Annotated in this window: 17 protein-coding genes and 1 riboswitch; of the genes, 5 read left to right on the top strand and 12 right to left on the bottom strand. The window is 47.8% G+C overall.

What is annotated here, in order from left to right; genetic code table 11:
• Positions 1–201 precede the first annotated feature (201 nt).
• From G548_RS0106305 to G548_RS0106295, 3 genes are all read right to left on the bottom strand, one after another.
• Complete coding sequence (locus tag G548_RS0106305) at positions 202–576, bottom strand: PH domain-containing protein (RefSeq protein ID WP_022793308.1); 375 nt, start codon at positions 574–576, stop codon at positions 202–204.
• A 62-nt stretch (positions 577–638) separates the two neighbouring features.
• Positions 639–1,865, bottom strand: a complete 1,227-nt coding sequence (locus tag G548_RS0106300) for an ABC transporter permease (protein WP_022793307.1) — start codon at positions 1,863–1,865, stop codon at positions 639–641.
• Positions 1,858–2,754 (bottom strand): ABC transporter ATP-binding protein, encoded by an 897-nt coding sequence (locus G548_RS0106295; protein ID WP_022793306.1) that lies wholly within the window; start codon positions 2,752–2,754, stop codon positions 1,858–1,860. The genes G548_RS0106300 and G548_RS0106295 overlap by 8 nt, the downstream gene beginning before the upstream one ends.
• Positions 2,755–3,008: 254 nt before the next feature.
• On the opposite strand from G548_RS0106295, the gene G548_RS17460 reads away from it, so the two are divergent.
• Positions 3,009–4,196 (top strand): MFS transporter, encoded by a 1,188-nt coding sequence (locus G548_RS17460; protein ID WP_022793305.1) that lies wholly within the window; start codon positions 3,009–3,011, stop codon positions 4,194–4,196.
• Positions 4,197–4,232: 36 nt separating this feature from the next.
• On the opposite strand, the gene G548_RS0106285 is transcribed toward G548_RS17460, so the two are convergent.
• Positions 4,233–4,583, bottom strand: a complete 351-nt coding sequence (locus G548_RS0106285) for a fluoride efflux transporter FluC (protein WP_022793304.1) — start codon at positions 4,581–4,583, stop codon at positions 4,233–4,235.
• Positions 4,583–4,957 (bottom strand): fluoride efflux transporter CrcB, encoded by a 375-nt coding sequence (gene crcB, locus G548_RS0106280; protein ID WP_022793303.1) that lies wholly within the window; start codon positions 4,955–4,957, stop codon positions 4,583–4,585. Before crcB ends, G548_RS0106285 begins: the two co-directional genes overlap by 1 nt.
• A gap of 52 nt (positions 4,958–5,009) precedes the next feature.
• Positions 5,010–5,073: riboswitch (Fluoride riboswitch) on the bottom strand.
• An 81-nt stretch (positions 5,074–5,154) separates the two neighbouring features.
• Between crcB and G548_RS0106275 the strand changes: the two genes are divergently transcribed.
• Entirely contained in the window at positions 5,155–5,436 is a 282-nt protein-coding gene (locus G548_RS0106275; RefSeq protein WP_022793302.1) for a hypothetical protein, read from the top strand.
• A 19-nt stretch (positions 5,437–5,455) separates the two neighbouring features.
• The gene (locus G548_RS0106270; RefSeq protein ID WP_022793301.1) at positions 5,456–5,818 is read left to right on the top strand and encodes a DoxX family protein; all 363 of its coding nucleotides are present in this window, start codon (positions 5,456–5,458) and stop codon (positions 5,816–5,818) included.
• A gap of 49 nt (positions 5,819–5,867) precedes the next feature.
• On the opposite strand, the gene G548_RS0106265 is transcribed toward G548_RS0106270, so the two are convergent.
• From G548_RS0106265 to G548_RS0106245, 5 genes are all read right to left on the bottom strand, one after another.
• Entirely contained in the window at positions 5,868–6,476 is a 609-nt protein-coding gene (locus G548_RS0106265) for a VanZ family protein (protein WP_022793300.1), read from the bottom strand.
• Positions 6,477–6,598: 122 nt separating this feature from the next.
• Positions 6,599–8,590, bottom strand: a complete 1,992-nt coding sequence (locus G548_RS0106260) for a penicillin-binding transpeptidase domain-containing protein (RefSeq protein ID WP_022793299.1) — start codon at positions 8,588–8,590, stop codon at positions 6,599–6,601.
• 69 nt (positions 8,591–8,659) lie between these two features.
• On the bottom strand, positions 8,660–8,980 hold the full coding sequence (locus tag G548_RS17455; RefSeq protein WP_022793298.1) for a YrhK family protein: 321 nt from the start codon (positions 8,978–8,980) through the stop codon (positions 8,660–8,662).
• Between the two features lie 70 nt (positions 8,981–9,050).
• Positions 9,051–9,260: a hypothetical protein gene (locus G548_RS0106250; protein ID WP_022793297.1), complete on the bottom strand. Its 210-nt coding sequence runs from the start codon at positions 9,258–9,260 to the stop codon at positions 9,051–9,053.
• 40 nt (positions 9,261–9,300) lie between these two features.
• Positions 9,301–10,041: an alpha/beta hydrolase gene (locus tag G548_RS0106245; RefSeq protein ID WP_022793296.1), complete on the bottom strand. Its 741-nt coding sequence runs from the start codon at positions 10,039–10,041 to the stop codon at positions 9,301–9,303.
• A 194-nt stretch (positions 10,042–10,235) separates the two neighbouring features.
• Between G548_RS0106245 and G548_RS0106240 the strand changes: the two genes are divergently transcribed.
• Entirely contained in the window at positions 10,236–11,045 is an 810-nt protein-coding gene (locus G548_RS0106240; protein ID WP_022793295.1) for an alpha/beta fold hydrolase, read from the top strand.
• A 39-nt stretch (positions 11,046–11,084) separates the two neighbouring features.
• Here G548_RS0106240 and G548_RS0106235 read toward each other — a convergent pair whose 3' ends face one another.
• Both G548_RS0106235 and G548_RS0106230 read right to left on the bottom strand, forming a co-directional pair.
• Positions 11,085–11,939 carry an SDR family oxidoreductase gene (locus G548_RS0106235; RefSeq protein ID WP_022793294.1) on the bottom strand — a complete coding sequence of 285 codons (855 nt, stop codon included), beginning with the start codon at positions 11,937–11,939 and terminating at the stop codon, positions 11,085–11,087.
• Positions 11,940–11,951: 12 nt separating this feature from the next.
• Positions 11,952–12,281 (bottom strand): tRNA-binding protein, encoded by a 330-nt coding sequence (locus G548_RS0106230; protein WP_022793293.1) that lies wholly within the window; start codon positions 12,279–12,281, stop codon positions 11,952–11,954.
• A gap of 162 nt (positions 12,282–12,443) precedes the next feature.
• Here G548_RS0106230 and G548_RS0106225 point away from each other — a divergent pair, with 162 nt between their 5' ends.
• Positions 12,444–12,779, top strand: coding sequence for a hypothetical protein (locus tag G548_RS0106225; RefSeq protein ID WP_156847910.1), 336 nt, complete (start codon positions 12,444–12,446; stop codon positions 12,777–12,779).
• Positions 12,780–12,928: the final 149 nt, after the last annotated feature.

Here is a 12,928-nt window from a genome sequence, read left to right as displayed (position 1 = left end):
CGATTCAATTTAAACTTTCTACCTTACATAAACCATAATCGAAGCGCTTACATTTTTCTTCTCAAATCAAGTTTCTTATTCTCATTTTCAGAATAAGAAAGATATGAAGCTCCTTCACGACTATATTTAAATGAACAATTACTGTGAAAAATTCCACTGCACTAAAAGTTCCGGGGAGCTTCATTCGCTCCCCGGAACTTTCTACAGCACATACTTGCTCAGTGCACGCTGAACGTCAAAAATATTGTCATCGTTTCGGAAGGTCTTGGATACAGGCTCTGCAGTGCTGCCCACCCATATTTTTAATTCGCTGTCCAAATCAAACGTGCCAGCGGTTTCTACACTGTAATGGGTAATACTCCGGTACGGAACAGTGTAGTATTCCACCTTTTTCCCGGTAACTCCCTGCTTGTCGATCATAATCAGACGCTTGTTTGTAAATACCATTAAATCCCGGTACAGTTTAAAAGCACTTTCGACCTGTTCACCTGCCGTTAACCACTCCCGCAGCTCTTCCTCTACCTTTTTCGAATCCGCTTCAGAGGCGTTTCCCATCAGTGCATCAAACAATCCCATAATACGATCGTCTCCTTTTTTCTGTGAGCATAAGATGATATAGATGGTACAGCTTTAGTTTATCATTTTTTGCGGGCAAGTTCCCGTGCCTGCTTGACCCTTCTGCTAAATGAGTCGCCACTGTAAACGAGTACACTCCCCCGGTACAGACGAACGCTGAACCAGGCCGCCGCTGCCACCAAAGCAATTGTGAGTCCGATGCTCAGGCCCATCTGCCACCACGGAACATCAAGTGCGTTCGTTCTTACAAACATCGTAAACGGAGTGAAAAAAGGAATGAAGGAACTTGCAGTCACGAAGATATTTCCCGGCGCAGCCAGACCGAAATTCGACAGGACAAATGCCCCTACGAGCAGGAACGTCAGCGGCTGGCTGAAGTTCTGGACTTCTTCCGTCTTAGCTGCCATCGACCCGACCATGGCATACAGCGTTCCGTAAAGGACGATTCCAAGAAGCAGGAACACGACAGCGTATACCCACGTGGACACAGCGGCCCCGCCCGCCGAGCTGATAAGCGAAGTGATGTCATCGAGCCCGGCTGCGTTTACATATATTACTGCCGTTACCGCCACCAGCGCCATTTGGAAAAGCCAGATGGCCGACACTCCGAACGCCCGTCCGAATAAGTGCTGAACAGGGGAAGCGCTCGAAATAAGAATTTCCATCACCCGCTGCTCTTTATCCTTGGCAATCTGCATGGCAATCATAATCCCACACATCAGCGAATAAATGTAAATTATAAAAACCACAGCATAGGAAAGGAGATTGAATCCCTCTTCGGAGGAAGAGCCTCCGCTCCCTCCAGCCTCTTCCATACTTTCCGCGATTTGTACAGGAGCGGTAATATTTTGTACCTCTTCCCCGGTAATACCAAGCTCTTCTGCATATTGAGAAACATGGGTCTGTTGAATACCAGCTGAAAGACTCTGGATCGTCTCTCCCGTTTCTTCATCGGTATATAAATTTCCATTATATCCGTTTCCACTGTTTTCAAAGAGCAGGTAACCATCTGTTTCCCCGTTTTCCCAGGCTTTTTCTGCCTGCGTTTCCTGCTCGTACGGCACAAGCTCTATACCAGCCGCTTCTCCGGGAAGCTGAAGAGAATCACTGTCATTGACGACAGCCAGGCTGCTGATCTCTGCATCTCCGTCCCCGAAGGAATCGATAATTCTGGGCAGACTCAGGGCAATAAGCACGACAACAAGCATGACTGCCGTCGACACAATAAATGACTTTGCTCCTGCCCGCACCCGGAACGTGTGGGCAAAAATTCTCCACGTATTACGCATCGCTTTCACCTATTTTCTCTTTGAAAATCTCTTCCAGCGACGGGGGTTCCATCCGAAAGACGCGGACGTCTCCATATGTAAACAGCTGCTGCAGAATGTCCTGGGATCTTGATTTTGTATCTGTATAAATGTGCATTTTTTCTCCAGAGGTACGCACCTCCTGCACCCCTTCCCACATCCTTACCTCTTCCGGCGGGCAGGGAGCTTCAGCAACAATCCGGTTACGGTCCATGCGCTCCTTGATTTCCCCGAGGCGTCCACTCAAAATATCCCTGCCATTCTTAAGCATAACGAGCTTATCGCAGATTTCTTCCACGTGCTCCATGCGATGACTCGAAAAAATGATAGTCACGCCGTCCCGGCGCAGGTTTTGAATGGCCTCCTTCAAAATGTCCGTATTCACTGGGTCGAGCCCGCTGAACGGTTCATCAAGAATAAGAAAATCAGGACGATGGACAAGGGCAGCGATCAATTGAATTTTTTGCTGATTGCCCTTGGAGAGTGTGTTTAATTTCTGCTTTTTTTCCTTTTCGAGTTCAAACACCTCCAGCCAGTAGGCCATCGAAGTCCTCGCTTCTTTCTTGCTCATGTTTTTCAGGCCAGCCAGAAACAGCAGCTGCTGCTCGACCTGTTCTTCGGCAAACAGACCCCTCTCTTCCGGCAGATAGCCGACCTGCTCAAGCGGCAGATGATGGGCTTTTTTGCCCTCCCATTCTATCGTTCCATCTGTACGCTCCATCAGACCGAGCAGCATGCGGAATGTGGTTGTTTTTCCAGCTCCATTCTGTCCAATCAAACCGAGACTTTCTCCCGGCTGAATTGAAAAAGAAAGCTCATCGACAGCCTGCTTTTCTAGAAAACTCTTTGATAAACGACTTACTTCAAGCATATACGGCCTCCTCGAGGGATGAAAACTTCTCTTCCATAATAAACAATATAATATCCATTTTATACCATAAATTCCGTAATAGTTCTTTCGAAGACAGACCCTGACCTTAAAATGTTCGACAAAAAAAGCCTGTTCCCTTTGCCATTGTTTACTGAAATTAAAGGTAAGCGCTTATCTTTCAGATGGAATTGGTTTATGATGGAAACAACTGCTTTTTACGCAAATGATTGACTTTTTACATAAGGATGATAGCTATGACCATTACAAAACGTGATCACGCCCTGTTTTTAACCGCTGTTTTTTGCTTCTGGTTTGCAACCTACGTGTACGTACCGGTATTTAGTTTGTATTTGGAAAACAGTAATTTCACCTACACTGCCATCGGTATTATTCTCGGTGCCTACGGGGCGACGCAGGTGCTTCTGCGCTATCCGCTCGGCATTCTTTCTGATGCTTTGAAGGGGCTGTTGAAAAAACTGCTGATTGCAGGATTTGTCAGCGGATTTCTCAGTGGCGTACTGCTCGTCTTCTCTGATTCTTTTGCGGCGGTTTTCACTGCCCGGCTGCTTGCCGGGGTGACCGCCTCGATGTGGGTAATGGCGACGATTATGTATTCCCGCTACTTTGCTGCCGATCAATCCTCGAGAGCGATGGGTATCCTGCAGCTTTTAACAGTTTTTACTCAATTTATCAGCATGATGTTCAGCGGCTATCTGGCTGATCTGTTTGGGTTTACAGCGCTGTTCTGGATTGCCGCGGCCTTTTCTCTGATCGGCATTGGATTTACGCTTTTCACAAAAGAAATTCCGGTCCAGACCAAAACAGAGCCATTGAAAATCCGTTCATTGTTCAGCCGTACTCTTCGGCTGCATGACCTGCGCTGGATCACCTGCGCCAGCTTTATCGGCCACTCTATTATTTTCATGACAATCTTTGGCTTCACCCCGCTGTATGCCTCTTCGATAGGCGCTACCGAGCGGACGCTGGTCATTATTTTTATTGCCTTTTTTATTCCTCACCTTTTAGCCTCTTTGTTTTTGTCGTTTTACACCGTACCGGTCCGTCTGCATAAGCCGCTTCTTTATGTTTCCTTTCTCACCGGAGCGGCAGCGCTTGTTTGGATGCCGTCTACTGCATCTTTATGGGAGCTGAGTCTGAACCAGGCGGTGCTCGGCCTCGCCCTTGGAATTGTGCTGCCGCTGCTTTTGGGAATGGTGGTCCAGGTGAGCCCCGGACCGCTGAAGGCGAGTGCCATGGGTTTTTACCAGTCCTTTTACGCGGCAGGGATTCTTCTCGGCCCGGTCGTCGCCGGTTCTGTCGCCGAACAGATTTCTCTTTCCAGTGTTTTTTATTTTGGGGCGCTGCTTGCACTCGCCGGGATTTTAGTTACCTGGCTGATCCATTTTCATATCCAGCCGGACGGGGAAAATGGAGCGGGATAAATAAAAAACCGTTTCCAGGGCGGGAAACGGTTTTATTCATACTAAGAAATATCCGGCTGCTGCTGCCAAAAGCCCCAGCGCGTAGCTTCCGCCCCCGTATAATAAAGCAGTTCTTCCTTCACCGGCTTCTATTTTTTGAATCATTTCCATGTTAAAAGCGGAAAAGGTAGTGAAAGCACCTAAAAAACCGATGCCAATGCCCGCTGTTTCCGTAATGCCGGCTCCCCGGGCCACGATCAGACCGAGCACAAATGACCCCGATACATTTACAAACATCGTTCCAAGCGGGAGTGTCCGGTCCCATCCATTTTCTTTGGACCATGATACCAGAGCCGCACGTGCAGCAGCACCGAGGGCTCCTCCAATAGCGACAAGCAGCCATGTCATCAGCTTTTCCTCCTTCCTGCACGGTAACCAATGCCCGCAGTTACAAGCCCTCCGGCAGCACTGACTAAAACATATATTCCAGCCGCAAGCAGAGCCCCGTTTTCGATTAATTGAATCGTTTCCATACTGAACGTCGAAAAGGTGGTGAAAGCACCAATAACTCCCGTTCCTACTACAGCCTCCCACATAGACGGCCACGCTTTTCGCTGTATAATTCTCGAGGTAAACCATCCAAGTAAAAAACACCCGGCAATGTTTGCCGCCATCGTCTCCCATGGAAATACACCCGGAGCCGCTGCAAACAACCGGTCTACAAGGTAACGCAGCAGACTGCCGAGCGCTCCGCCGGCTGCCATCCATACATATAGTCTCATTTCGTTTCCTCCTCATTTAACGCAAAAAATCCTGTCTGCACACGTATCCCGTGGACAGACAGGAGTCATCAGCTCTTTTCAGAGCGGTTTCGGCGAACTCCATCGCCCTCTTTTCCTCCGCCCAGTATACCACAATCCTACACAAGAGATTGATTTTTTTATGAACGGGAAAACGAAAATCAGGGAGCGTGGTGGCTATGTTTATTGTCTTTCAGCTCATTTTAATTTTTCCTTTTCTGCTGCTGTTGTTCGTCACTTTAATGATCGGACTGAAAGAAGACGTTAACACATTAACTTTTACCAGGCAGCAGGTAGAAGAAGACACTTCCGGCATTATGTTCGTCTTCCACGCATTCGAAAAAAGAGTGCACCAGTGGACAAGCGGTCTCTCTTCTTTTTGGCAGCAGATTACCCGACGCCTCGTGTTTCTCGTCCTCGCTCTTCTTTGTGCCGGGAGCATCTACCTTATCTTATTTTAATCCAGAAAGGATATTTATCATGAAGCGATGGTTTCTCGCAGCAATTCTTCTTCCTGCCGGCATTCTGCATTTCACTTCACCTGAAAAATTCGAGCGTATTCTGCCGCCAAAGGTCCCCGGGAGAAGAGCTGCGGTATACGTATCCGGAGCAGCAGAGCTGGTTTTAGGCACTGCTTTTACAATGCGGAAATGGAGTAAATATGCCGGCAGACCGGCAGCTGTCTTTTTTATACTTATTTTCCCGGCCAACGTGTATATGGCTGTCAATAAGATTCCTTTGCGTCCAAACGGCAGGTCCTACCCGCTTTTATACTGGCTGCGCCTCCCTTTGCAGCTGCCGTTAATCCAATGGGCACTTGAGTGCAGCAGAAATGAACCCTGATATACAGAAGAAGCCGCCCTCTTCACACAGAAGAACGGCGGCTTTTCGTTTACAGTTTTTTAGCCGTTGCCGAGCGGTCCCTCGGAGCAATAGCATCCGGCAGCACCGGTTTGTTCTGCTTTCGCCGTGACCGCCGGTAATACTTAAAGATGGCATAGCCAATCATCGCGCCGATCGTATTCAAAATGATGGAATCAATGTCGGCCACTCTCGTTGGATAGCCAATAATTAAGTTAATGCCAAACTCCATCAGCTGTATGGAGAAGGATAAAAGCGTACCGATGGCAAAGGCCCAGATAAAATGAATATCATCACTGATCAGTATGCCAAAAAAGATCGGCAGCAGCAGGTACAGCAAAATCTGCCCTCCTATTACGCCTAACCATGTTCCCTCCTGAAACGATTCTACAATCGTATAGAATGGGAGAAATTGATAATATTCCCCCAGCTGAAGCCCGGGACCAATCGATCCTTCATAAGGTGCTGGAATCAATGTAAAACGAACAATTGTCGCCAGGTAGATCATAAATACTGCAGCTAGAATTTTTCGCCCAATCGGGTCATAGCTGCGCCGGAACCAGAAAAACAAAAATGTTATCACAATCAAAATTAAACCAATGGTGATCCATAAAAACGGATCAATAAACAGCCCTGTCATTCTTTCACCCCCTAGTCTGACATACAAAGAAATCCTTTTCTGTCCATACCCTTAATCCGTCTGATGTATGAGAAAACAACTAAATTTTTTCTTTGTGTCTCAATGACAATTTAGTGAAAAGGTTATTCTTCAAACAATGGCTTCGTCTGTTCTACCACATATTCGCTGCCCCCGCGGTCTTCGACATTTTGAATCATCGAAGCAATCAATAAATCCTCCGCTTCATTATCGTACGCCACAAACCAGCCGTTTTCCGTTCCTTCTTCTTCCCCGGCCTGCTTTAGTTCCGCCGTGCCGGTTTTGCCTGAAATCGAAATGTTTTCATTCACAGGCTCGTATGCAGAGCCGCGCTCATCCTCTACTACGCCTTCAAGGCCTTCCTGAATCGTTGAAATGCCGCTTTCAGGTACGACGTTTTCCTCCCAAATCTCCCGGTCAGAAGAAGCAAGCAGCTGCGGAGCAAGCATGTCTCCTTCATTCGTAAAGGCTGTAAACGCCGAAGCCAGATGAACCGGAGACATCTGCATCTGTCCCTGGCCGTAGCCGGTGTCAGCAAGCAGCACTTCAGAATCAAGACCTTCAGAAGCAATCGTCGATTCTCCTATTGGAAAATCATATGGAATCTCCTGATTAAAGCCGAAGTCTTCCAGACCAGCAGTGAAATCCTCCGCTCCGGTATTGAGCGCTGTGCGTGCAAAATAAATATTATCTGACGTAATTAATGCCTCGCGCAGGTTCACTTCGCTAAGTTCATCATCCACCCGGGTCACCGAATAACCGCCCCAAGAGCTGTCAGGCTGCCACTCAAGGCCTTCGATCGTCATCTCTTCGTCCGGCGTAATCGCTTCGTTGCTCAGACCGACCGAAGCAGTGATAGGCTTCACTGTTGAACCGGGAGCGTAGGTGCTGTTAAATTTAGCAGCGCGCGGACGATTTTCGCTGTCGTTGAACTCATTCAGCTCGTCTTCCGGCCAGCCGTAAATGTAATTGTTCGGGTTGTAGGAAGGAGCACTGACCAGTGCCCGCGTATCGCCGTTCTGCGGATCCAGCGCTACTGTTGCCCCCACGTCCTCCTGTATCTGATCATAAGCACGCTCCTGCAGGGAAGTATCAATCGTCGTCTGCACGTCTTCGCCGGCGACTGCTTCTTCTTCTGCTATCACGTCGTCCTCCGAAGTCGAGATAAGCATACCCGGCTCACCCCGAAGCCGGTCTTCATACACGTATTCCAGCCCGGCCTTGCCGATTTGGGATGACTGCATATACGTGCCGTCCCGGTTTTCAAGCTCTTCTCCCGAAATATTTCCAATGTATCCCGTTAAATGGGCAGCAGCTTCCTTTTCCGGATAATACCGCTGGTCCCCGGCTTCAGAAATCTGGACTCCGGGGAGGTCCTCTACCTCCGAGGCTGCTTCTTCATTATCAGGGGAGAGTGTCTTCACCGGGACCGAGCTTTCGTCTGTGACCCAATCCTGGTCGAGCGCTCCGGTAATATCTTCTTCCGGCATATCCAGTTCATCTGCGATCGTAGAAATTGTCTCATCACGCTCTCGCTCTTCTCCCAGGCTGCCGGGCACAAGGCTGACTCTGGTCGTTTCCACGTTCGTCGCAAGCGGAGCACCGCCTTCCGCCAGAATTTCTCCGCGTACTGGCTTCGTCCGTTCGACATTTACCGTCTCTTCCCACCCCAGTTCTTCAAATATGTACGAAGGCGACCAGTCCAGCTGCCACTCCTCTCCATCTTCCGTCTCTTCAAGGACCCAGGAGGCTTCCTGCTCAAAGGAAACATCCCCCGCACTCGTTGCCATGCTTACAGAGAAAGGAAGCGTTGTTTCTTCTTCTCCCTCAGCTTCCTCGTCGACTTCGCCGGTTTGAATATTCAGTTCTTCTGCATTGGTCTCTTCATAAATCGTTTCATGCCGGTTAATGAACGTTTCCTCATCGATTTGTTCACGTGCTTCCGAGCTTAAATATTCATACATTTCTTCAAAATTTTGATTGTTCCATGCATCCGTAAATTCCTGCATTTTGTCTTCTGCACTCTCGCGGTTATTACAGGCACTAAGTCCTCCAATGAGCATTATGGCGCCCGCAGCTGCAGCCGTCTTTTTCATGTTTTTCCCTCCGTTCTCCATTTCTACAGCCATATTTTAACATAAGTCAGGTGCAGGCGCCCTCTCTGACTACAGCTTATAGGTCCGACTCCCTTTCCGGACACGGACAGCCCGCGTGCCCTGCTGCCCGGCCTCCTCTTTTCTTTGTTTTCTGGTCCTGTTCACATGAACCTGGTGCGTCAAAGCTATTACCGGACGGATAAACATCTGCAGACTCCCGATCACAAACAGCCAGGTGCCATAAAAAGTTGTCGCCTCTGAGAAAAATAAAAAACTCCCAACTAAAAAAACGAGAGCAAACAGCAGATCATTGATATGATAAATCAATTGATAGACTTTCGTGATACGCAGTTCATAGCCGCCAAATACGAGGTCAATATTTTTCCCCATTGTTTTCCTCTCCTTTGCTTCGTTCTATCTGCTGACACAACATAAAAATCACCTGCAGCAGTGCAGGTGATTAAATATAGAGCGAGAGAAACCATATAAAAGCAAGAAAACCTGTCAGTACAAAGCCGTTACGAACAATTTTTGCCTGGCGTGCATTTTTATTTTCACTCCGGCTGAACCTTCCTCTTTGATGCACCCAGAAAAGCGTCAAATAAAAAATCAGACAGAATATAACCACCGCCGGCATAAGTATGGACCGAAAGAAAAACTCTGCTTCCATTCCCAGCTCCTCCACATGTGCCATTTCTCTTACTATACCGCTAATGCAGGGGTGGAAACAACCATGTGCACGCCGCGGGAAACTGGGAAATAAAATACTTTCTTTCATGCATCGCTTTTGGTTTTATATGGAGCGCCACCTGATTTTCGAGCTGCTTACGGAGCAGTTCATACATCATCTGCGTTCTTGGCACCATGTAGGGTTCAATGAGCGGCTGGCCGCTCCCTTCCCATTCCCCCACGTACAGATATACGTAATGGCGCAGGGTAAGAGAGAGTCTGTCTTTAATAAAAGACCCCATTCCTTCATACCACAACGAAGCAGAAAGCAGCCCGATTTTATGAAACACGTGGGGATACAGATCGGCAATATAAATTGAAACAAGCCCACCAAGTGAAGCCCCGATCAACCCGGTATGGGCAGCCTCTGTTCTCACCCGGTATTTTTCGTTAATATACGGGCGGATCCCGTTGGTCAAGATATACGCGTACTCTGTACCAAGCCCCTTGAAATCCGGAAGACGCAAAGAAAGAGCTTTTGCCGGCCACGGCGTATATTCATGAATACGGCTTTTCGGCTCCACTCCGACCATCACTACCGGCTGCATATATCCTGATTCCATCAGCGCTTCCCACACACTTCCCGAGTCCCGGAATAAATATGCCCCGTCCTGGACGTAAATAACAGGATAACGCTTCTGTTTGTTCCGGCTGTAATCCGGAGGCAGATATACATATACGTCGCGGTCCATAATCTGATGGTGAATGATTGTTCCTCTCACGGCCTGACTCCTTTTTGGTCCAATCTTCCAATTAGTTCTTCTTTATTAGTACCTTTTGTCTTATTAGCAACAGATTAATTGAAAAAGATTATCATTGTCAAATGAAGCGCCCAAAGTTTATCATACGGGAAACAAGGGTATTTTAAGTTATCCTGATTATTATCTTTTTAGCCAGTAAAGGAGGATTTGCTTAGATGGGACATTATGTCGCTGTAGAAGAAGATGTGCATATCTATGTGGAGGATATCGGTGAAGGGACTCCGGTCGTTTTTGTACACGGCTGGCCGGTCAATCACAAAATGTACGAGTACCAGTTCAATGAGCTGCCAAAGCACGGATACCGGTTTATCGGCATCGACCTCCGCGGCTACGGCCAATCCGACAAGCCGTGGAGCGGATATGATTACAATCAAATGGCTGACGATGTTAAAGGAGTTATTGACGCCATGGGGCTCGACAGCTTTGTCCTGGCCGGTTTTTCCATGGGAGGCCCGATTGCTCTTCGTTACATGGCCCGCCATAAGCAGCAGGGAGTTTCTAAATTGCTTCTGCTTGCGCCGGCGGCGCCAAGCTTTACGCAACGCGAAAACTTTCCGTATGGCATGGAGAAAAAAGACGTCGATGGCATCATTGATAACCTGAACACCGACCGTCCGAAAATGCTCGAGGATTTCGGAGGCATGTTCTTTGGCAGCGACGACGTTTCCGATGTATTTAAAACATGGTTCCATGGTCTCGGCATGGAGGCTGGAAGCTATTCGACGATCCATTCAGCAGAGGCGCTGCGGGATGAAGATTCCTTTGAGGATCTTGCTTCCGTCACGGTTCCTGCTGAAAGCTTCCACGGGAGAAACGACCAGATCTGCCCGTATGAATTTTCCGGAGAGCTTCAGAAAGGAATCAAGGACTTGAAGATTGTGCCTTTCGAAAACAGCGGCCACGGACTGTTTGTCGATGAAAAGGAAAAGTTCAACCAGGAGCTGCTCCGCTTTCTCAAAGAGTAGTATAACGATTAAAGGACACGCCGGCAGCGTGTCCTTTTTCTATGATAAGTGCCGCTCGAGGTACGACCGCAGCATTTCCGGCGGCTTTCCTGTAAGTCTCTCGACATCTGATGTAACCTCCTCCATCAACCCCATAGAGACTGCTTCATACAGAGAAGCATTCACACTGCCGAAGCCGGAGCCGTCATCATACGTCCGGGCAAATTCCTGAACCCCCATTGGTTCATAACGAATGCGTTCTCCCGTAATGTTGGAAAGCAGTTCACACAATTCCTCCATCGTATATGCCTGTGTCCCAGTCAGCGTATAAACACCTTCGTGCCTCCCGGGTGCTGCAGCTGCGGCAGCTATTGCCTTAGCCAGATCCCTTCTTGAAATAAAGGAAACAGCCCCTCTGCCTGCAGGATAAGGAAGCCTTTTAGTACGAACCAGCTCCTCCGTATAAGGAATCAGCGGATCCGCATATACTCCGTTGCGGATAATGGTGCCAGCCATCGGGCTCATCGCAATACGACGCACTGCATAGCCGAAAAACGGACTCATATGAAAAGGATTGTTCCAATGATCCGCCATGAATCCGATAAATATAAACTGCTTTATCCCAGCCTTTTCCGCTGCTTCGACGGAAATCTTAAATTCTGTAATCCGCTGCTCGGACGGATGTGTAATACTCGGAATGTAAAGCACAACGTCTGCTCCCTGAAAGGCGCTCACCTGCTCATCAAACGAATAGTAATCCATTTTTGCCGTGCTCACATTCTGCTCTCTGAACACCGCTGCTTTTTCAGGATTGCGTACTCCCAGGACCATCTGTTCCTTTGGGACAAGTTCAAGCATCTCTTCCGTTATTTTTTCTCCGAGATGGCCTGTGGCCCCTGTAATAACATACTTCATATCTTCACCCTCTCAGCCGATTTTTTCCCCGATCTTCGTTTCATGATCTGTTTGCAGAAGAGTCACTCCTTCATCCGTATAGACGCCCAAAATTAAGCATTCTGAAGTGAACGAAGCAATTTTCATTGGGGGAAGGTTCACAATACCAATCACTTTTTTCCCTTCGAGCTCATTTATTTCATATAAATCTGTAATTTGAGCACTGGACTGCTTCACTCCCACTTCTTTCCCAAAGTCCACCCACGCCTTATACGCCGGCTTTTTCGCCTCTGGAAATTCCTTTACTTGTACAATCCTTCCTACTCTAACATCCAGGTCGTGAAAATTTTCAATAGAAGCCACCGAAATACCCTTCCTTTCTCTACTTTGATTATGTATCATCGTATCATAAGCGGTTATATTATTTGTAATATCCTGGTACATTTTAGCCGGGAAACTCATTCGAGGTGAATTGACGTGCGGCGTTTTCTAACATTTTTGCTCGGAATTATTTTAGGTGCCGCCATGAATATACCTATTATCAGCATTGCCCGCTTTTCTGCTGAATTATTTATCGGGCAGGGGTACTGGCTGATCGGCATCGGGGCATCGGTTGTCCTGTGGCTTGTATTTAACCTTCCATTCATTCAATGGTTCGCTGCTTTTGCTGTGCGCTGGAGATGGATGAACCGTATCGGCATTGGCCTGCTGATGATCGGTGTAGTTACTATGTTCCAGTTGAACAGCGGTGAACTGTTCTGGTATTACATAGAAATTGGAATTATTATGGCCGCTTCCCTCTGTCTTTTGGTGCAAATTATTTTTACTCCAAAGAAAAGACCCCCACATGTAAAGTCGTAAACTTCCGGCAAAAAGCCGGGAGTTTTTTAATCCTCAAACGGAGAACCGAAAAAATTTGCCCGGCGCGTCCCCTAATTACCTCCTGTCATAGGCGCCTCCACATGCACCTTTTTATTTTTAGAAAAAATTGGATGATTGAAACCAGACAT

Origin of the sequence: Marinococcus halotolerans DSM 16375, from assembly GCF_000420725.1 — a bacterium.
GTDB lineage: Bacteria > Bacillota > Bacilli > Bacillales > Marinococcaceae > Marinococcus > Marinococcus halotolerans.
This window is presented reverse-complemented; position numbering and strand designations above follow the sequence as displayed.